General features: G+C 69.3%; 17 protein-coding genes. 13 read left to right on the top strand and 4 right to left on the bottom strand.

Going from position 1 to position 19364, the window contains the following annotated elements; translation table 11 throughout:
• From ACN469_RS37805 to ACN469_RS37780, 6 genes are all read left to right on the top strand, one after another.
• Positions 1-162 (top strand): HisA/HisF-related TIM barrel protein (locus ACN469_RS37805; protein ID WP_498776247.1); only part of this gene is annotated, 162 nt, incomplete at its 5' end.
• A complete protein-coding gene (locus ACN469_RS37800) occupies positions 159-695 on the top strand; it encodes an imidazoleglycerol-phosphate dehydratase (RefSeq protein ID WP_498776245.1) in 537 nt (178 codons plus the stop codon). The genes ACN469_RS37805 and ACN469_RS37800, both read left to right, overlap by 4 nt.
• Entirely contained in the window at positions 695-1456 is a 762-nt protein-coding gene (gene hisF / locus ACN469_RS37795) for an imidazole glycerol phosphate synthase subunit HisF (protein WP_498776243.1), read from the top strand. Before ACN469_RS37800 ends, hisF begins: the two co-directional genes overlap by 1 nt.
• Positions 1453-2235, top strand: a complete 783-nt coding sequence (hisN, locus tag ACN469_RS37790; RefSeq protein ID WP_498776241.1) for a histidinol-phosphatase — start codon at positions 1453-1455, stop codon at positions 2233-2235. Before hisF ends, hisN begins: the two co-directional genes overlap by 4 nt.
• Positions 2235-2864: a bifunctional phosphoribosyl-AMP cyclohydrolase/phosphoribosyl-ATP diphosphatase HisIE gene (hisIE, locus tag ACN469_RS37785; protein ID WP_498776239.1), complete on the top strand. Its 630-nt coding sequence runs from the start codon at positions 2235-2237 to the stop codon at positions 2862-2864. The genes hisN and hisIE overlap by 1 nt, the downstream gene beginning before the upstream one ends.
• Positions 2865-3136: 272 nt before the next feature.
• The gene (locus ACN469_RS37780) at positions 3137-3589 is read left to right on the top strand and encodes a DofB protein (RefSeq protein ID WP_498776237.1); all 453 of its coding nucleotides are present in this window, start codon (positions 3137-3139) and stop codon (positions 3587-3589) included.
• A 12-nt stretch (positions 3590-3601) separates the two neighbouring features.
• On the opposite strand, the gene ACN469_RS37775 is transcribed toward ACN469_RS37780, so the two are convergent.
• Positions 3602-4741 carry a hypothetical protein gene (locus ACN469_RS37775; protein WP_498776235.1) on the bottom strand — a complete coding sequence of 380 codons (1140 nt, stop codon included), beginning with the start codon at positions 4739-4741 and terminating at the stop codon, positions 3602-3604.
• Positions 4742-4822: 81 nt separating this feature from the next.
• Between ACN469_RS37775 and lpdA the strand changes: the two genes are divergently transcribed.
• The 5 genes from lpdA (at position 4823) to lipB (ending at position 11630) form a co-directional block, all read left to right on the top strand.
• Entirely contained in the window at positions 4823-6220 is a 1398-nt protein-coding gene (gene lpdA, locus ACN469_RS37770; protein WP_498776234.1) for a dihydrolipoyl dehydrogenase, read from the top strand.
• 299 nt (positions 6221-6519) lie between these two features.
• Positions 6520-7449 carry a lipoyl synthase gene (gene lipA, locus ACN469_RS37765; protein WP_498776232.1) on the top strand — a complete coding sequence of 310 codons (930 nt, stop codon included), beginning with the start codon at positions 6520-6522 and terminating at the stop codon, positions 7447-7449.
• A gap of 56 nt (positions 7450-7505) precedes the next feature.
• The gene (locus ACN469_RS37760; RefSeq protein WP_498776230.1) at positions 7506-8756 is read left to right on the top strand and encodes a dihydrolipoamide acetyltransferase family protein; all 1251 of its coding nucleotides are present in this window, start codon (positions 7506-7508) and stop codon (positions 8754-8756) included.
• Positions 8757-8916: 160 nt separating this feature from the next.
• Positions 8917-10548 (top strand): ClpX C4-type zinc finger protein, encoded by a 1632-nt coding sequence (locus ACN469_RS37755; RefSeq protein ID WP_498776229.1) that lies wholly within the window; start codon positions 8917-8919, stop codon positions 10546-10548.
• Positions 10545-11630 (top strand): lipoyl(octanoyl) transferase LipB, encoded by a 1086-nt coding sequence (lipB, locus tag ACN469_RS37750; protein ID WP_498776228.1) that lies wholly within the window; start codon positions 10545-10547, stop codon positions 11628-11630. The genes ACN469_RS37755 and lipB overlap by 4 nt, the downstream gene beginning before the upstream one ends.
• Positions 11631-11657: 27 nt before the next feature.
• Here the strand turns inward: lipB and ACN469_RS37745 are convergent, their stop codons facing one another.
• From ACN469_RS37745 to ACN469_RS37735, 3 genes are all read right to left on the bottom strand, one after another.
• Positions 11658-12494: an MBL fold metallo-hydrolase gene (locus tag ACN469_RS37745; RefSeq protein ID WP_498776246.1), complete on the bottom strand. Its 837-nt coding sequence runs from the start codon at positions 12492-12494 to the stop codon at positions 11658-11660.
• Between the two features lie 49 nt (positions 12495-12543).
• Positions 12544-13218, bottom strand: a complete 675-nt coding sequence (gene ribA, locus ACN469_RS37740; RefSeq protein ID WP_498776226.1) for a GTP cyclohydrolase II — start codon at positions 13216-13218, stop codon at positions 12544-12546.
• A gap of 124 nt (positions 13219-13342) precedes the next feature.
• Positions 13343-14575 carry a molybdopterin molybdotransferase MoeA gene (locus tag ACN469_RS37735; RefSeq protein WP_498776225.1) on the bottom strand — a complete coding sequence of 411 codons (1233 nt, stop codon included), beginning with the start codon at positions 14573-14575 and terminating at the stop codon, positions 13343-13345.
• A 175-nt stretch (positions 14576-14750) separates the two neighbouring features.
• Between ACN469_RS37735 and ACN469_RS37730 the strand changes: the two genes are divergently transcribed.
• Together ACN469_RS37730 and rnr are read left to right on the top strand one after the other, a co-directional pair.
• The gene (locus ACN469_RS37730) at positions 14751-16184 is read left to right on the top strand and encodes a protease inhibitor I42 family protein (protein WP_498776224.1); all 1434 of its coding nucleotides are present in this window, start codon (positions 14751-14753) and stop codon (positions 16182-16184) included.
• Between the two features lie 111 nt (positions 16185-16295).
• Positions 16296-19364, top strand: a 3069-nt coding sequence (rnr, locus tag ACN469_RS37725; RefSeq protein WP_498776223.1) for a ribonuclease R, incomplete at its 3' end; no start/stop codon positions are given.

The following is a 19364-nucleotide window of genomic DNA, read 5'->3' as shown; positions in this document are numbered from 1 at the left end:
GTGGTGCGCAGTCGGCACCGGCTCTACGCATCGGGTGGGGTGACGACGCTGGAGGACTTGCGAGCGCTGGCCTCGGTGGGCGCGTACGGGGCGGTCATCGGCATGGCGCTGTACACGGGACGACTGGATGCGCGCGACGTCGCGCGGGAGTTCGCGGAATGACCACCGTCACTCGGGAGACGAAGGAGACGCAGATCCGCGTCGAGCTGGCCCTGGGGAAGGGCACTACGCAGGTGGACACGGGGCTCAAGTTCTTCGACCACATGCTCGCGACCTTCGCGCGCTACGCGGGGCTCGACTTGAAGCTACACGCACGGGGCGACCTCACGCACCACTTGATGGAGGACGTGGCGATTACGCTGGGCACGGCGGTGCAGCGGGTGATTCCGGCGACGGCGGCCCGCTTCGCGGAGCGCACGCTCCCCATGGACGACGCGCTGGTGCAGGCGTGCCTCGACGCGGGCGGGCGGTTCTTCTACCAGGGGCCGCTGAAGAACCGGCTCTACGAGCACTGGATGCGCTCGTTCTGCGAGCACGCGAAGGTGACGCTGCACCTGAGGGTGTTGAGAGGGAAGGACAGCCACCACGTCACCGAGGCCGCGTTCAAGGCGCTGGGGCTCGCGCTGCGGGATGCGATGGTGGACTCCGGCACCGTGTTCAGCATGAAGGGCTCCGTGGCCCTGGAGGTGCTCTGATGCTGACCCGACGACTCATCGTGTGCCTGGATGTGAAGGGTGGTCGCGTGGTGAAGGGCGTGCGCTTCGAGGGACTCCGTGACGTGGGAGATCCGGTGGAGCTGGCCCTGCGCTACGAGCAGGAGGGCGCGGACGAGGTGACGTTCCTCGATATCTCCGCGAGCAACGAGGAGCGGGACACGCTCCTGGACCTGGTGCGGCGCACGGCGGAGCGGCTGTTCATTCCGTTGACCGTGGGAGGCGGTGTCCGCACGGCGGACGACGTGGGCCGTGCGCTTCGAGCGGGCGCGGACAAGGTGAGCATCAACTCGGCGGCGGTCGCTCGTCCCGAGGTGCTCACCGAGTGCGCGGAGCGATTCGGAGCGCAGTGCGTGGTGGCGAGCATCGACGCTCGGCGGGATGGCTCGAGCTGGCGTGTCCACACTCATGGCGGGCGCAAGGCCACGGAGCTGGAGGCGGTGGCCTGGGCTCGCGAGTGCGTGGCACGCGGCGCGGGCGAAGTGCTGCTCACCAGCATCGACCAGGATGGAGCGCGCTCGGGCTATGACCTGGAGTTGACGCGCGCGGTGGCGGACGCGGTGGACGTGCCCGTCATCGCCTCGGGTGGCGCGGGAAACGCGGAGCACGTGCGCGATGGACTCACGCGCGGCGGCGCGGACGCGGCGCTGGTGGCGGGCATCCTCCACGATGGGCTCACCACGGTGGGCGCCATCAAGTCGCTGCTCCGAGCGAGCGGCCTTCCGATTCGGAGCACGACATGACGACGAGCGCACAAGGCTTGATGCAGGCCGCCGCGGAAGTCGCGCGCAAGGCAGGAGACGTGGCGCTGGGCTACTTCCGAGGCGGCATCGCCGTGGACACCAAGAGCGACGGCACACCCGTCACCGTCGCGGACCGCACGGCCGAACAGACCGCGCGCGAGTGGCTGGAGGCCCGCTTCCCGGACGACGGCATCCTCGGTGAGGAGTTCGGCGAGACGCGGCCGGGTGCACGGCGTCGCTGGATTCTGGACCCCATCGACGGAACCAAGACCTTCATCCGAGGCGTACCCTTGTGGGGCACCCTCGTGGCACTGGCGGAAGGAGAGCGCATCCTCGTGGGGGCCGCGTACTTCCCCGCGGTGAATGAGCTGTTGGTGGCGGCCCCCGGGCACGGCTGCTTCTGGAACGACCAGCGCGCGAAGGTGTCCGAGCAGGCCGACCTCTCCCGCGCCGTGGTGCTCACCACGGACGAGCGCTTCCGACAGCACCCCGAGCGCGGTGAGGCCTGGCGCCGCTTCACCCTCGACGCAGCCATCTCCCGGACCTGGGGCGACTGCTACGGCTACCTGCTGGTGGCCACGGGCCGCGCCGAGGTCATGGTGGATGAGCTGCTCTCACCCTGGGACGCCGCCGCGCTCCAGCCCATCATCGACGAGGCCGGAGGTGTCTTCACCGACTGGACAGGGCGCCGAACCTCCTTCGGAGGCAACGGCATCGCCACCAACGCGGCCCTGGCCCGTGTCACCCGCGAGCGCCTGGGCGCGACGGAGGTCAAGTGATGCTGGACCTGGACCGACTCGACTTCACCAAGGGCGGTGGACTGGTGACGGTGGTGACGCAAGACGCGCGCACCGGTGACGTGTTGATGGTGGCGCACGCGGACCGCGAAGCCCTGGAGCGCACGCTCGCCACGGGACAGATGCACTACCGCTCGCGCACGCGCGGGCTCTGGCACAAGGGCGCCACCAGCGGGAACACGCAGCGGGTGGTGTCATTGCGCGCGGACTGCGACGGTGACGCGGTCCTGGCCCGCGTCGAGAAAGCCGGCCCCGCCTGTCACACCGGCGACGTGACGTGCTTCGGCTCCGGAAGCGAGGACGCGCTGGCCGCGCTCGATGCCACGCTCGCCGAGCGCGCCGGCAGACCCGATGCCCCGGGCGAGAAGCCCAGCTACACGCGCCGCCTTCTCTCGGACCGCAACCTGCGCCTCAAGAAGCTGGGCGAAGAGGCCGCGGAGCTGGTGACCGCCTGCGCGGACGCGGACGCCGGACGCGCCGCCGAGGAAGCCGCCGACCTGCTCTACCACCTGCTCGTCGCGGTGAGGCCACTCGGGCTCTCCCTGGATGACGTGAAGGCAGTCCTCGCGCGTCGTGCCGCGAAGCCACCGCTTCCCGGCAATGCTGGATGAGAAAGGCTCACCTCGCGTGAAGAGGACACGGGGCTGTCCGGGCATTCCACGTATCAGCCCCGTTTTCTGGCCGTGTCAGCCTCGACCCGGATGGATTTGTCCGTCACGACTGCATACGGACAGCGGGATTGCGACGGTGGAGTGAGCGCGTGCAGCAGTGACTCTCTTCAACGAAAGGAGTGTTCCTGCTACACATCCAGACGCGCGGCGCTGTGGAGAACGCCGGCCGGGCGCTTCTTGGAATCGAAACCGTCCGCCTCACCGGAGGCATCGTGAACGGCCCCACCACGTACAAGGCAGAGCTCATCGACCGAGTCATCTTCTCCCGCTGGCAGAACCCTCCGACCAAGGAGGACGTGGCGGCGATCCTGGCTCAGATGCAAGAGGCCTCGGCGCGACTCAGCTCGCGGCTCATCTACATCGGTTCCGTGAGCCCGAAGTCCAAGGTTCCCGACGCGAACGAGCGCACCATCCTCAACAACTTCCTCGTGGAGGCGAGGAAGGAATGCGTCGAGCAGGCGTGGCTCATCTACGAGGGCACGGACCTGCAGCACAACCTCCAGCGCGTCATCATCTCCGGCGTGCTCATCCTCACCCGGACGTTCGACAACTTCCTCTCGGTGGCGAAGTCGGGCGAGTCCATCGTCAAGGATGTCAGCGCCGTCCTGAAGAAGGATGCGGCGCCCATCTTCCAGCTCGCCAAGGAGCGCGGCCTGGTCGCCTGAACCCTCCGGCGCTCAGCGCGCGCCGAGGATCTCCAGCTCCAGGAGCTTGTCGTCCGCGCTCTCGGGGAACACGCTGACCGCGTCCACATCCACCAGGGGCGCGGCGGGGTTGCAGGTCTCCCACTCTCCCGTGCCTCGGAACCGGCACACGGTGGGATTGACGAACGAGAAGCCCCCCTCCGGATCATTCAGGCCCACGCCCTTCGGCGTGCGGACGATGGCTCGCAGGGTGCCCGGACCCTGGGCCCGGACGCGAAAACCCATCAGGTGCTTGAGCGTGGGCGCATAGCCCGCGCGCAGCGCTCCATCCGCCAACCAGCGGTCGCCCCGGGTCGCGTTGCTCACGGCCACGCCCGTGACGGGATCTCCATCGAACGCCTGGAACGCGGGCTGGGCCCCCAGGAGTTGATCCGGCTTGATGGGGGCGGACTCCACCGGCTTCGCGCTGGTCGCCGTGAGCAGCGCCGGGGCCTGGGACCCTTGCTGGGCGGCGGCGGCACGCAGCACCGCCAACGGCACCAGGTCGTCACCCTGGCAGCGGGACACCAGCCCGTCCACGAGGGTGCGCACCGTGGGAGGCAGGTTGACCTCCGCCTGGGCCGCGGGCGCGAGCCCCAACCGGGCGATGGCGTCACAGGACGCGGGAAGGGCCGGCCCGGCGTGATCCAGGCTCCACTGGAGCTCGGGGATGTTCGGCGGCTGACCGATGGCCGTGTCCAGGAGCGCACGGGACACGGTCTGCGCACAGGCGTTGACGTTCGCGGGGCAGCGCTCGCAGAGGGTGGCCAGCAGCCCCCTGATGGGGGTGTCCGCCCCCTGGGAGAACGGCGCGCGGGCGGCCAGGGCGGTCCCCAGCTCACAGGCGCGTGGCGGCGGCGTGACGCAGGCGTCCAGCCGCTTGCGGGCCTCGGCCAGGGCGGTGGGCTCGTCAGGGGCGCGCAGGGTGGCGGCCAGGGCTCGCTCCACCTGGCGGCATTCAGGGGAGGGGGGCGGCGCGGAGGGAGCGGCCGGGGCGGCGGTAGGGGCCTGGGCGGGGGGGCTCGCGGGCGGGGCTCCGGCGGTTTCATCCTGGTGCGTCACGCACCACAGCCGGGTGAAGGCGAGCAACGCCACGAGCATCAGCAGGAGGGTCCTGAGCGGGAAACGGCGCACGAGCAATCTCCTTGATTCCAACCGGGAGCGGGGGTTATCAGCCCCACCGGGTTCCATCCGCAAATAATGACGGAGGCGTGCGTGGCTGAGACGTTCGACGTGGTGATCATCGGTTCGGGCCCTGGCGGCTACGTGGGCGCCATCCGCGCGGGGCAACTCGGGCTGAAGACGGCCATCATCGAGAAGGACAAGCGTCTGGGCGGTACCTGCCTCCACCGCGGGTGCATTCCCACCAAGTCCCTGCTGTGGACGGCGGAGCTGTTCCACCACGTCAAGGAGGCTGGTGACTTCGGCATCGACCTGTCGAGCCCGACGGTCAACTGGCCGAACGCGATGAAGCACAAGGACAAGGTCGTCACCAAGGGTGCCAACGGCATCGACTTCTTGATGAAGAAGAACAAGGTGACGGTCATCAAGGGTCACGGCCGGATCGCCGGCAAGGGCAAGGTGGAGGTCACCGCCGAGGACGGCTCCAAGCAGGTCCTGGACGCGAAGAACGTCATCATCGCGACGGGCTCGGTGCCCAAGTCCCTGCCGAACGTGCCGGTGGACCACAAGCGCGTGCTCAACAGCGACTCCATCCTGCAGATCGACCGCATCCCCAAGAGCATCATCGTCCTGGGCGCGGGCGCGGTCGGCTGTGAGTTCGCCTCCGTCTTCAACCACGTGGGCAGCAAGACCTCCATCGTGGAGTACCTGCCCGCGCTGCTCCCCATCGAGGACGCGGACATCTCCAAGGAGCTGGAGAAGATCTTCCGCCGCCGCGGCATCGACGTGCACACCGGCTCCGCGGTGGAGAAGGTGGAGCACACGGCGGATGGCGTGCGCGTCACGATGAAGGTCGGCAACGAGACCAAGACGCTGGAGGCGGAGATCCTCCTGTCCGCCGTCGGCCGCTCGCCTGTCACCGAGGACGTGGGCCTGGACAAGACGTCCATCAAGACCGAGCGCGGCTACATCAAGGTCGACACGATGCTGCGCACCAGCGAGCCCAACGTCTACGCGGTGGGCGACGTCATCCCCACCCCGATGCTCGCGCACATGGCCAGCGCCGAGTGCGTGGTCGCGGTGGAGCACATCGCCGGGAAGAACCCGCAGCCCATCAACTACGACCTCACCCCGTCCGCCACGTACTGCTACCCCGAGGTCGCCTCGGTGGGCCTGACGGAGAAGAAGGCGAAGGAGCGCGGCTACGACGTCAAGATCGGCAACGCCCCGTTCGGCGCGGTGACGAAGGCCGCCATCACGAACGAGGCCACCGGCCTCATCAAGATCGTCTCCGACAAGAAGTACGACGAGGTGCTGGGCATCCACATCATCGGGCCGCACGCCACGGAGCTGCTCGCCGAGGCCTGCGTCGCGCTGAAGCTGGAGATCACCACCGAGGAGCTGGCGGGCACCATCCACGCCCACCCGACCCTCTCGGAGATCGTCCACGAGGGCGCCGAGGCCACGCTGGGCCACCCGCGCCACTTCTAGGCCGCGTGTGAGTCCTGGGCTCCCCCATGGGAGCCCGCTCAGGCCGTCCCGGAGCCGCGTCTCCGAGGACGGCCTTTTCGTGTCCGGGCGCTCGGTGGCACGGGTGGGCGCCAGGGGGGCGAGCCCATCGCCAGGAACCGTGGAGCGCCTGCCCGGGGCGCTTCCCAGGGGCTGCCCGGCCCGGGCGGGCGCATTAGTAGGAACACGACGCGCGCGAAGGGCCTGCTGGAGCTGACGCCTCGCGTTAGAGGCTTCCCGCTTGAACGTCTTTCGCCCAAACCATAGAAGGCCCGCGACCCATGGCGACTCCTGATCGGTTCCCGCTGCCCCAGGTGACTGAGACCACCCGCAAGCCGGACTGGCTGAAGGTTCGCTTGCCGCACGGCGAAGGGTACGAGCGGGTCAAGGCCATCGTGAAGCGCACGAAGCTGGCCACCGTCTGCGAGGAGGCCCGCTGCCCGAACATCGCCGAGTGCTGGGGTGGTGGCACGGCCACGGTGATGTTGATGGGCGAGGTGTGCACGCGCGCGTGCCGCTTCTGCCACGTGAAGGTGGGGGCGCCCCCGCCGTTGGATCCGATGGAGCCCATCCATCTGGCCCAGGCCGTCAAGGAGATGGACCTGGAGTACATCGTCGTCACGTCGGTGAACCGGGATGACCGGCCGGACGGCGGCGCCAGTCACTTCGCCTCCGCCATCCGCGAGCTGCGCCGGGAGAGCCCGCGCACCATCGTCGAGGTGCTCATCCCCGACTTCAAGGGCGTGGAGCAGGACCTGACGACAGTGGCCGAGGCCAAGCCGCACGTCGTGGCGCACAACGTGGAGACGGTGGAGCGCCTCACGCCGACGGTGAGAGATCGCCGCGCGAAGTATGCCCAGTCGCTGCGAGTGCTCGAGTACTTGAAGAACCGCCCCGAGGGCCTCTACACCAAGACGTCCGTCATGGTGGGCCTGGGCGAGACGGACGCGGAGCTGGAGCAGACCTTCAAGGATTTGCGTGAGGTGGGCGTCGACGTGCTCACTCTGGGCCAGTACCTGCAGCCCTCGCAGTACCACCTGCGGGTGGAGCGCTTCGTCACCCCGGCGCAGTTCGAGTCGTACAAGAAGCTGGCCGAGTCCTACGGCTTCCTCTACGTGGCCTCGGGTCCGCTGGTGCGCTCCAGCTACCGCGCCGCTGAGTTCTTCATGAAGGGCCTGATGGAGCGCGAGCGCCTCGAGCGGCTCGGCTGACCGGGCCTCCATTCGTGGCTTGACGCAACCCCCGTTCCTCTCGGAAAGACACCCCCATGGCAACCTTTGAATTCAAGCTCCCCGACCTCGGTGAAGGCGTGATGGAGGGCGAGCTGGTCAAGTGGCACGTCAAGGCTGGCGACGTCGTCAAGGAAGACCAGGTGCTCGCCGAGGTGATGACGGACAAGGCCACCGTGACGGTCCCCAGCCCGAAGGCCGGGCGCGTCGTGTCGACGCACGGCAAGGAAGGGGACATCGCGAAGGTGCACCATCCCCTCGTCACGCTGGAGATCGAAGGCGCGGCTCCCGCCCAGGCCTCGGGCCATGGCGCTCCGGCGCAGGCGGCGGCTCCGGCGCAGGCGGCGGCTCCGGCGGCGGGTGCTTCGGTGCAGGCCTCGAAGGTGCTGGCCACGCCGGTGACGCGGCGCATGGCGCGTGAGCACGGGCTGGACCTGGCGACCATCCCCGGCAGCGGTCCGCAGGGGCGGGTGACGAAGGCGGACGTGGTGGCGGCGATGGAGGGGGGCGGGGAGCAGAAGAACGTGGTGGCGGCGCCCGCGCAGGCGCGTCCGGCGACGCCGGCCGTGTCGTCGGGTCGGGCGGACGAGCGCGTTCCGCTGCGCGGCCTTCGCAAGAAGATCGCCGAGAAGATGGTGCGCTCGAAGTTCACGATGCCGCACTTCGCCTTCGTCGAGGAAGTGGACGCGACGGACCTGGTGGCGCTGCGCACCCGGCTCAACGCGCAGCTCGCGGCGTCGGGTGACGCGACCAAGCTGAACTACCTGCCGTTCATCATCAAGGCGACCATCGCCGCGCTGAAGAAGTTCCCGCACCTGAACGCCAACTTCGACGAGGCGGCGCAGGAGTTGGTGGTGCGTGGCGAGTACAACATCGGCATGGCGGTGGCGACGCCGGACGGCCTCACGGTGGCGGTGGTGAAGGACGCGGACCGGCTGACGCTGGCGGAGATTGCCCGCGAGACGGCGCGGCTGGGCGCGGCGGCCAAGGAGCGCAAGCTGACGCTGGCGGAGATGACGGGCGGCACCTTCACCATCACCTCGTTGGGGCAGAGCGGCGGCCTGTTCGCCACGCCCATCATCAACCACCCCGAGGTGGGCATCATGGGCGTGCACAAGCTCAAGAAGCGCCCGGCCGTGGTGAAGGACCAGATCGTCATCCGCGACATGATGAACCTGTCGCTCTCGTGCGATCACCGCGTCATCGACGGCTCGGTGGCCGCGGACTTCGTCTACGAAGTCATCAAGTACCTGGAGAAGCCGGACCTGCTGTTCCTGGCCATGGCGTGATGACTCGCCGAGGGGCCCGGGCGGCAGGCTCGCCTGGGCTTCGGGGCCGGGAAGGCCCCTGGGCCGCCGGGGAGAGGGCTGACCGCTCGCCGGGTATTCCGTCCGGGGGCGTGCGTCGAGGCCGGGCGGTGGTCCACCAAGACGGTTAGGCTCTGTCCGTATGGCCGAGAACCCTCGCGAGCTGATCCGCGCCGCGCAGTCCGCCGAACTGCGGGGTGACGTGACTCGCGCCGTGGAGTGCCTGCTGAAGGCGGCGGCGCACTACCGGAACGCGGGCAACGCCCCCCGAGCCCTCCAGTTGCTGCGCCATGCGCGCCGGCTGGACACAAGCCGCCTGGACATCCTCGAGGAAGTGAACCGTCTGGAGGGGATGCCGGACACGACTTTGGCGACGGAGGACGAGGACTCCCAGTTGGCGGATGCGCTGGTGCGGTCCGTCGAGGAAGTGCCGCTCCCGGAGCTCTCTCGTCGGCAACGGCTGATTGAAGAAGCGCTGCGTGACGTGGAGGCGCAGCCTTCGACGAAGTCCCCCGAGCTCGCGGCCTGGGTGCTGGATACGGAAGTGAGCGAAGACCTTCAGCGACTGGAGGCCCAGCTCGCTCGCGTCGCCGCCTCCGTGGAGCCAGGGCCTTCCGAGGGGCAGAGGCCCTCGGTGCTTCGGGAGGTGCCGCCCTTCAGCGCGTCGGAGTTCGTGCGCGCCGAGCGCCCACGAGGCGCCGTGGACGAGCAGCTCTTCGAGTCGGCCTGGCGGCCGGGTGCGCTGGAGGGTGAGGAGTCCTTCGGAGGAGACCTGGTGCTCGCGCCGACGGGGCAGGCCGACGCGAGTGAGCCAGGCGCGGAGGCATCCGCCACGAACGTGTCGGAGGAAGCCACGCCGAGGCGCCGACGTGGGCCGCGCATCATCGAGCGTGGGCCCACTCGCGCGGACGTGGCGTTGGAGGCGTGGTGCTCGTTCTGTTGCCGCCCACGCGCTGAAGTCGGCGACCTGGTCGCGGGACCGGCTGGGGCCTTCATCTGCAAGGCGTGCCTGACGGAGTCCGCCTCGCTGCTCGGTGACGTGAGCCCCGTGCCGCGCCCGATGGAGCAGCCGCGTTCGCCGGTGCGCTCCGAGCCCGCTGTGGAGTTCGTGGAGCAGCTCGATGTCCGTGGCGCACTGGAGCGAGCGCTTCAGTCGGGCACTCGCTGCATCCTGCTCGTGGGCGCCGAGGGTTGGGGGAAGAGCATTCTCCTGGAGACGCTTCAGCGACAGGGCAGGGGGGCCATCACTCCAGTGGCTTCGCTCGCGGAGGCCGCATTGGCCTCGCCCGTGTTCATCGAGGACGTGGAGCGCCTGGGCGCCGAAGAGGCTTCCGTGCTCTCCACCTTCCTGGTCCGTGTGGTGCGCCCCTGCGTGGTGCTCAGCGCGCGCGGCCTGACCGCCGAGCCTGGGAAGCTCCTCCTGCGCGGAGGCGAGGAGCATCTCGCCGTGCCCACGACGGAGGCCCTGTCGCGCACGGTGCGTGGGCTCATCCCCGTGAGCATCCTGGAGCACGTCCAGGTGCTGCTCTGCCTGCGTCAGCCCACGCGCGAGGACTACGTGGAGATGGCCCGCGCGCGACTGTCACTGCGTGAGCCGAAGACGGTGCTGTCCGACAGCGTCCTCACGGCCTTCGCCACCGAGGCCGAGCGCTCTCCGCGCGCTGGCCACGAGTTGCGGGCCCTCCTCCAGCGGGTTCCCCCAGGCACGTGGGAACTCGAGAACGTGACGAAGCCGACGCCCCCTCGAAAGGGCCGGCGAAAGGGAACGTCGTGAACACCATCACCGTCTACCGGCTCGGCCGGGTGGAGTACGAGGACGGCCTCAACCTGATGCGCCTCTTCGGCGACTCACGTCGGGAAGGGCTGAGCGGCGACGCGCTGCTCCTGCTGGAGCATCCGCCCATCCTGACACTGGGCCGAGGCGCGAAGCGGGAGAACATCACCGCCTCCGACGCGAGCCTCTCCGCCGAGGACGTGAATGTCTTCGAGACGAACCGGGGCGGCGACGTCACGTACCACGGGCCCGGGCAGATCGTCGGCTACCCCATCTTCCTGCTCCCGGAGTCGCGCCGTGATGTCCGCCGCTATGTGCGCGACGTGGAGCGCTCCATCATGGACGTGCTGTCCGAGTGGGGCATCACCGCGGGCCCCATCGTCAAGTGGCCCGGCGTCTGGATAGGTGAAGAGGGTGCGCCCGACACGCGGAAGATCGCCGCCATCGGCGTCCACCTGTCCCGGTGGCTCACCACGCACGGCTTCGCGCTCAACGTGAACACGAAGATGGAGCACTTCCGCTTCATCGTGCCCTGCGGAATCCGCGAGGCCGGTGTCACGTCGATGCAGCGCGAACGTGGGAGCCCGGTGCCCGTTCCGGACGTGGAAGAGGCGCTCGCCCGGAGCTTCTGCGCCGTGTTCGACAGCGAGCGCGTGGATGCGCCGCCGCCCCTGCGCACCGTCAGCATCGCCGTCGTCCGAGGCCATGGTCCGGAGGCGCGCGTGCTGCTCGGGCGACGCCTCCCCGAGCGCGGCGGCTTCTGGCAGATCCTCACCGGACGCGTGGAGGAAGGGGAGTCACCCGCCCAGGCCGCCAGTCGCGAGCTGGAAGAGGAGACGGGCCTGCGACTTCCCACGGAGGACCTCTCCTACCGGCATTCCTTCGCCATCGGCGAGACGCTGCCGCCCGTGCTCGCCGAGGAGAGCGCCTTCGCCGTCCACGCCCCGCCGGACGCGGAGGTCCGCCTGGGCCCCGAGCACGATGCCTTCGAGTGGGTGGACGTGCCCACCGCGCTGGAGCGACTGCCCTTCGTCGGGCTTCGCGAGGCGGTGAAGCGCGCGGTGTCGCCGCGCGGCGCCTGAGCCCAGGGCCGCGCCGGCGTCGCGCGGCTACAGCTTGAGGACCATCAACTCCTTGGCGGCGATGGCCTCGGGGCGATGCTTGCGCACCTGCCGCAGCAGCTTGTCCATGGCAGCGTCGTCGCGCCCCGGGTCGTGGTGGAAGAGCACCAGCGTCTTCACCTGCGCGGCATCCGCGGCGGCCACGGCGGCCTGCCACGTCGAGTGCCCCCATCCCGTGCGCGCCGGCCCACAGCGGCCGTGGTACTCGTCCTCCGTGTACATGGAGTCGTAGATGAGCAGGTCCGCGCCGCGCGCGAACTCGAACATCACCGGGTCCAGGTCACTGCCGTGCTCGACGTCCGTGGCGTACACCACGGAGCGACCACCGCACTCCACGCGGTACCCCAGGTTGCCACCCGGGTGGTTCAGCTCCAGCCAGCGCACCTCGGCCGGGCCTATCTGGAGCGTCCCACCCGGGGACAAGTCGCGGTAGGTGAGCTTCGCGCGGAAGGTCCCCTCCGCCGTCACCGGGAAGTAGGGCTGCACCATCTGCCCGCTGAGCAGCTCCCGCGTGGTGCGCCCGTTGCGCGACGGCCCGTTCAGGGTCAGGTCGCTGGTGGGGATGAAGATGGGCGCGAAGAAGGGAAGGCCCTGCAGGTGGTCGTAGTGGTAGTGCGAGATGAAGATGTTGCCGCGCACCGGGCCGTAGCCGGGCGTGAGCAGCGAATCGCCCAGCGCCCGCGCTCCCGAGCCCAGGTCGAAGATCATCAGCTCGTCCCCACACCGCACCTCCACGCAGGGCGTGTTGCCGCCGTAGCGTTGGGTCTGCGGACCAGGGGAGGGGATGGAGCCTCGCACTCCCCAGAAGCGCACCTCGAAGGGCACGCGGGCTTGATTGCGCACGACGGCGTTGCGCCGCCGCGCAGGCGTCTTCTCAGCCGGCCTTGGCTTCCGTGTCGTCGTCCTCGGCGAAGAGCTCAATCAGGTGCCCCGTACGCTCGCGCTTCGTCCTCAGGTAGTCGAGGTTATGCGGATTGTGCTCGGTCCGGGAAGGGATTCGACGCAGGACGGGAATGCCCTCCTCCACCATCCCGGCGATCTTCAGGGGGTTGTTGGTGATGAGGTCCACCGAGCGTACGTTCAGCGAGCGCAGCATCTCCGCCGCGATGTCATAGCTGCGCAGGTCGTCCGCGAAGCCCAGCTGGCGGTTCGCCTCGTACGTGTCCAACCCCTTGGACTGCAGGGCGTACGCCTTGATCTTGTTGCCCAGGCCGATGCCTCGGCCCTCCTGACGCAGGTACAGCACCACGCCCAGCTTCTGCTGGGTGATGAAGTCCAGCGCCCGGTCCAGCTGCTCGCGGCAGTCGCACTTCAGGCTGCCGAAGACCTCACTCGTCAGGCACTCCGAGTGGATCCGCACCGGCACCCCGTCCATGTCCGACACGTCGCCCGCGACGAGCGCTACGTGCTCCCGCCCATTGCGGCGATCCCTGAACACGATGGTCCGCAGGGGCCCCCGCTCCGTGGGGATGTCCGCTTCCGAGAACCGCTCGAGGTGCTGCGTGGGCTTACGGGTCGGAAGAACCTGGGGTGAGCGAATGTCCGACATGTTGTTTCATTCTCCAGATGCGAAGCACCCTGTTTGGTGCCCCCATGAGCGCAAGTCAAGGCGGACTCACCATCCCCGCCGCCCGACATCCTCGAAAAGATGCGCGAAGACCGGCTCCGGTTTCTCAAGCTCCCCAGGAGAGCGGTAGCAATTCCACGGGGTCTCCATGAGACAAGCTGCTGGCTTCGCGAGCGAAGTGCAGCAGATGGGTAGCGCTCGCCGCTGAGCGGAGCACGCCCGAGGTCTGGGTGGCCAAGGGGCGGGCCCAGAGGGCGCCGTCGCGCCAGGCGGCCGTCACGCGGACGAAATGCGCCAGCCCTGGAGGCTTGGACAGCCGGCCGTCCAGGCGACCGGGTACTCGCGCGGGGGCCACGTCCATGTGGCCGAGCAATCGGCGGATCGCCGGCCTGACGAACAGCTCGAACGTCACCAGCGAAGAGGTGGGGTTGCCCGGCAGCCCGAAGAAGAGGGTGCTGCCGCGCTTGCCCACCACCAGCGGCTTGCCGGGCTTGATGGCCACGCGCCACAGGTGCTGTTGCACCCCGATGGCGGCGAGGACCTCCTTCACGTAGTCGCGCTCGCCCACGGACACGCCCGCGCTGGTGAGCACCACGTCGAAGCCCTGGGCCCGCGCCAGGAACTCCCCCACCGAGTCGCGGGTGTCCTGGGCGATGCCCAGCAGGGTCGGCTGCCCTCCGGCCCGGCGGACGGCCAGGGCCAGGGACGGGGCGTTGGTGTCGACGATGCGGCCCCGGGGCGGCTCGTCGGCGCGGCACAGCTCATCGCCGGTGGAGAGGATGGCCACCCGGGGCGCGCGCGGGACGGGCGCGGACAGGATGCCCTGGGCCCAGAGCAGCCCCAGCTCGGGGATGCCCAGCGGCGTGCCCCGAGCGAGCAGCAGCGCCCCTTCCTTCGCGTCCTCGCCTCGGGGGCGCACGTGCTGGCCCGCCTCCACGGCCTCCAGGATGTCCACCTGATCCGCGCCCCCGTCCGGCACCGGCCGGGCCCGCTCGCGCATGACCACGGCGTCAGCGCCCAGGGGGAGGGGAGCGCCGGTCATGATCCGCACGCAGGTGCCGGGGCGGACCTCCTGCTTCGGCGTGCCGCCCGCATAGACGGTCTCCAACACCGGCAGTCTCACCGGCAGGGAGCCCGTCAGGTCGGCGGCGCGCACCGCATAGCCGTCCATCGCCGAGTTGTCCCAGGGAGGCAGCGTGCGCTGGGCGAGCACGTCCTCCGCGAGCGTCCTGCCCAGGCCGTCATCGAGGGCCAGCCACTCGGCGGACAGGGGCGTGGCGAGGGCCAGCACCTGGGCTCGGGCCTCGTCTTCCGGAAGCAGCGTCGCGGCGTCGTTCATGAGCGTCATCTTCAGCCCGGTTCGCACCGAAAGTCCGAGAGAAAATCAAGTGTTAGTTTGACAGCCCATCTGATCATCGTTACAAGCTCCAATCATCGCGAAGCCTGCCAGTCCTCCTGGGGGTGGCGTGGCAACCCGTTGAAGTTACACGGGAACTCTCAAGGAGACAGCGTCGATGGCCAAGCCCAAGTCCGGGGCCAAGAAGGCGACTCCCGCTGGCAAGACTGGCGCGAAGTCCGCCGCGAAGAAGGATAAATCCGCCCGGCTGGACCTGATCAAGAACGCGTCCAAGCGGGTTTCTACCTCGACGACGAAGGTGGCGAAGGCGGTCGGGGATTCAGTGACGAAGGGCGCGAAGGCTTCATCGAAGAAGGCGGCTGTCGAGACCGCTCCCGAGAAGGAGAAGGTCGTCGAGAAGGAAAAGGCTGTCGAGAAGGAGAAGGCCGCTGAGAAGGCGCCTTCCAAGAAGTCGGCGGCGAAGCCCGCTCCCGCGGCGAAGTCAGCCACGGCGAAGCCGGTCGCCGCTCCCGCCGGCAAGGCTCCCACCGGGACGAAGAGTGCGTCGGGCAAGGGCTCCAAGGCCTCCTCCGCTCCCTCGATCCCCGCCGTGGAGAGGCCGAAGCCGCGCGCCACCAAGTTGCCGCCCCCGGGCGAGCCGCTCACCAAGCGTGAAATGGAGCAGCTGCTCACCGCTGGCGAGGGCCGCGGCGTGATGGGCGAGGGCAGCCTCAAGGGCCGCCTGGTCGTCATCAACGAGATGCCCAACCTGGTGGTGGTGGGACGCGACAAGCGTGAGCTCACCTTCCTGCTCCAGGGGCCGGATCAGGAAGTCCTCCCGGCCTACGTGAACCACAAGGTCTCCGTCAGCGGGATGATCCGCAAGACGACCAACCACGGCGGCGTGGTGGACGTGCGCAAGTACTCCGCCAAGAAGCCGGAGGCGGAGGTCGTCGAGACGACGCCCGCGGACACCGAGCCCCGGCTGCGCTACCTGTCTCCTGGCGAGGTCTCCATGGTGACTGCGGCCGGTATGGGCGCGGGCATCAAGGGCTTCGCGGCCGTGCGCGGCAACCTCGAGATGAACGGCGAGGAGTTCATCCTCGTCGTCTCCAACGGCGGCACGCGCCAGCAGGTGTCCTTCCTCATCGAGGGCAAGGCCGCGGTCAAGAGCCTGCGCAAGAACGTGGGCCACACGCTGCAGGTCATGGGCGTGGTGGACAAGCTCTCTGGTTGGGGTGGTCGCATCATCGCGGAGAACGTGGAGCCGCGTCCGTCGGAAGCGCGCGCGGTGTCGCGCGACGAGATGGAGATGGTCCATATCGAGGGCGAGGTGCCCACGTCCGTGGACGTGAAGCTCAACCACGGCCTCACCGTGCGTCTGCCCGAGCAGCCTGGGTTCACCTGGGCCATCGAGCCCACGGCGGCCAAGCGCGTGGGCCTGCGCGAAGCCAACTTCGAGCCGGGTCCCAACGGCGGCTCGGCCACGCGCGAGTTCTTCTTTACTCCCCGAAACCCGGGGACTTTCGAGGTGGAGTTCTTCCTGGCCAAGGCACTGACGCCGGGCCTGGTGGATCGCTCCTTCAAGATCAACGTCACGGTCAAGCCCTGAAGAACGTCGCTTCCCGGAGGAACACTCCGGGAAGCAGTCGGTTGCCGGGGGGTTCCCGCCCGGCCGCTTCGGGCTTACCCGTTCCCGTAGCGGCCGAGCCGCGACCCTACCGTGAGCATTTCTTCAGACCTTCTCCAGCAGATTCTCTCCGACGCCGACCACCCGCTGGGCATCAAGGAGCTCCTGCGACTCGCGGGCCTGCACCCTGGCCAGCAGACCGAGCTCAAGCGCTCGCTCCGGGACCTGGTACGTCAAGGCCACATCGTCAAGGAGGGCAAGCGCTTCCTGCGCCAAGGCCCTCGCCGTGACGACGGCCTGCCTGTTCCTCCGCCGGTGGTTCCTGATGCGCCGGAGGTCGCCGCCGTACGCGCCGACCACCGGCCTCGTCATGAGCGGGCCCGCCCTCCCCACGACACGCCCACGCGTGAGCGCCTCACGGGCCATGGTGCCCGAGGCCAGGAAGGCGGCTTCAAGGGCCGTGCTCCCGACGCCCGTGGAGCCGCGCGCGACCCCGGCCGCGCGGACGGCGCCCGAGGGCGCGAGCGCCGCGACTTCAACAAGCCGGGCTCCTCGCGCCGTGACGATGGGCGTGAGCGCTTCGGTCATCGGGGCCCTCGTCGCCCGGCCTTCGGCGAGGTGCTGGACACGGTGGAGGGCATCCTCCACGTCCACCGCGACGGCTTCGGCTTCGTTCATCCCGTGGGAGGGGAGGGCGAGAACATCTTCCTGCCCCCTGCGGAGGCGCAGCGCGCGCTCGACAATGACCGGGTGGTGGTGGAGGTGGCGGGTCGGCCCGGCCGGTACGAGGGGCGCCTGGTGCGCGTCGTCGACCGTCGCCGCGAGCTGGCGGTAGGCGTCTACACGACGCAGGGCCGCCACGCGCTGGTGCTGCCCACCGACACGAGCCTTCCCGGCCCCATCCGCGTGCCGCAGACGCAGATGGCGCAGGAGGGGGACCTGGTGAAGGTGCGCCTGGGCGTGGGCGCGAACCTGTTGGAGCCGGGACGCGGTCTCTTCGGCGAGGTGGCCGGCTCGCTCGGCAAGCCGGGGACTCCGAGCTCCGAGGTGATTGGCATCGCCTACTCGCAGGGCTTCTCGGATGAGTTCCCTCCGGAGGTCATGGACGAGGCGGACCGCTACGCCGTGAAGGTGTCGGAGGAAGAGGCGATTGGAGAGGAGCGCAAGGATCTGCGCTCGATGCAGCTCGTCACCATCGACGGTGAGGACGCGCGCGACTTCGACGACGCCGTGTACGTGGAGGACCTCGCGGGTGGGTGGCGGCTGGTGGTCGCCATCGCTGACGTGACGCACTACGTGCGCGAGCGCAGCGCGCTGGACGCGGAGGCCTTGCGTCGCGCGACGTCCGTGTACCTGCCGGACCGCGTGCTGCCCATGTTGCCGGAGCGGCTCAGCAACGGCATCTGCTCCCTGCGGCCGGACGAAGACCGGCTGTGCATGGTGGCGGACATGACGTTCGACGCCCAGGGCCAGCGACGCTCGTCCACGCTCTACCCCGCGGTGATGCGCAGCGCGGCGCGCTGCACGTACAACGAGGTGCAGGACGTCCTCGACGGCAAGAGCGTGCCGCACCGCGATGCCTTCAAGCCTCGCTTCGAGAAGATGATGTCGCTGGCCCGCGCGCTGATGAAGATGCGCAAGGAGCGGGGCGCCATCGACTTCGACATCCCCGAGCACAAGGTGGTGCTGGGCAAGGACGGCCTGCCCGAGCGCATGGACAAGCGCGAGCGCAAGGACAGCCACCGGCTCATCGAGGAGTGCATGCTCGCCGCCAACGAGGCGGTGGCGCGCTTCTTCCAAGATGAAGGCCTGCCCACGGTGTACCGGTTCCACGGTGAGCCGGACCCGGAGAAGCTGGCCGCCTTCGGCGCGCTGGCGCAGGCGTATGGCTTCAAGCTGGTGATTGATGACGGCGTGTCCTCGAAGGAGCTGGACGCGTTCATCAGTCAGCTCTCGGGTCACCCGGAGCAGCGGGCGCTGAACCAGCTGCTGCTGCGCTCGATGATGCAGGCCGTGTACACGCCGTCGAAGGTGGGCCACTACGGGCTCGCGGCGGAGCACTACCTGCACTTCACCTCGCCCATCCGGCGCTATCCGGACCTGCTGGTGCACCGGCTGTTGAAGGCGCACTGGGCACGGCAGGGGCGCAAGCCGTCCCTGGCGATGTTGGACCGCGAGGAGGAGAAGCTCGAGGACATGGCGATGCAGTGCTCCGACAGGGAGCGCGCGGCCATGCAGGTGGAGCGGGAGGTGGTGTCCTTCTACGCGACCCTGATGATGAAGGACCGGGTCGGCGAGGAGTTCGCGGCCACCGTCGCGGCCATCACCGACTTCGGGTTCTTCGTCGAGCTGGACACCGAGCACGTCGAGGGTCTGGTGAAGGCGGAGACGCTGGGGCCGGGCTCGAAGCTGGACAAGCTGACGCACTCGCTGGTGTATCCGAACGGGCGACGCGTGCGCGTGGGGCAGAAGCTGCGTGTGCGGTTGCTGTCGGCGAATCCGACGGCGCGGAAGATCGACTTCGACGCGCTCCAGTTCGACGGCGAGGCGCTGCTGGCGCGTCATGAGGGCGGCGCACCCGCGCGTCGTCGTCCCGAGCCGCGCGAGCAGCAGCTGCCGTACGGCAAGCCCAAGCCGGGCAAGCCCGGCCAGTGGGAGCGCGACACGAGCCAGGGTGCGCCGGCTCGCTCCTGGGCCGCGCGTGAGGAGCCCTCACGTCCTCGTGGGCGCTTCGTGCGAGAGGGGCGTCGCGAGGAGGCTCCCGTGCCTTCACGTGGCGAGCCCTCCTTCAAGAAGCCCTGGAAAGACGACACGGCGAAGACGCAGTCGGGTCCTCGGTCCCCGGGAGAGAATCAGGGGCCGAAGCGACGGATGTTCGTGCGGCCGGAGCAGGGCGCGGGCTCGGAGGTCAGCAGCGCTCCTGTGCAAGAGACACAGGAGGTCCGCGAGGAGGTCGTGCCCGAGGTGCCTGACACGCCGACGTGGTCGGGGCCCGATGCGAGCGAGAGCGCGGGGTCGTCACCGCATCCCGGATTCGACCGGCTGCGTGCATTGGCCTCGCAGAGTCAGCCCTCGGGGAAGGGTGGTCGGCCTTCGCAGCCGCGTCATGGGCATGGCGGACATGGGGGCAAGCCTTCGTCGAAGGACGCTCGCTTCAACCGC

It is taken from the genome of Corallococcus terminator (assembly GCF_049194865.1).
Classification (GTDB): Bacteria; Myxococcota; Myxococcia; order Myxococcales; family Myxococcaceae; genus Myxococcus; species Myxococcus terminator_A.
The sequence above is the reverse complement of the archived record's forward strand: the minus strand, read 5'-3'. Positions and strand labels throughout refer to the sequence as shown.

Bases quoted from the DNA above. Each gene is read 5' to 3' on its own strand.
- ACN469_RS37800 (WP_498776245.1), top strand. From the start codon at position 159: ATGACCACCGTCACTCGGGAGACGAAGGAGACGCAGATCCGCGTCGAG.
- hisF (WP_498776243.1), top strand. From the start codon at position 695: ATGCTGACCCGACGACTCATCGTGTGCCTGGATGTGAAGGGTGGTCGC.
- hisN (WP_498776241.1), top strand. From the start codon at position 1,453: ATGACGACGAGCGCACAAGGCTTGATGCAGGCCGCCGCGGAAGTCGCG.
- hisIE (WP_498776239.1), top strand. From the start codon at position 2,235: ATGCTGGACCTGGACCGACTCGACTTCACCAAGGGCGGTGGACTGGTG.
- lipA (WP_498776232.1), top strand. From the start codon at position 6,520: ATGGCGACTCCTGATCGGTTCCCGCTGCCCCAGGTGACTGAGACCACC.
- ACN469_RS37760 (WP_498776230.1), top strand. From the start codon at position 7,506: ATGGCAACCTTTGAATTCAAGCTCCCCGACCTCGGTGAAGGCGTGATG.
- ACN469_RS37755 (WP_498776229.1), top strand. From the start codon at position 8,917: ATGGCCGAGAACCCTCGCGAGCTGATCCGCGCCGCGCAGTCCGCCGAA.
- ribA (WP_498776226.1), bottom strand. From the start codon at position 13,218: ATGTCGGACATTCGCTCACCCCAGGTTCTTCCGACCCGTAAGCCCACG.
- ACN469_RS37735 (WP_498776225.1), bottom strand. From the start codon at position 14,575: ATGAACGACGCCGCGACGCTGCTTCCGGAAGACGAGGCCCGAGCCCAG.
- ACN469_RS37730 (WP_498776224.1), top strand. From the start codon at position 14,751: ATGGCCAAGCCCAAGTCCGGGGCCAAGAAGGCGACTCCCGCTGGCAAG.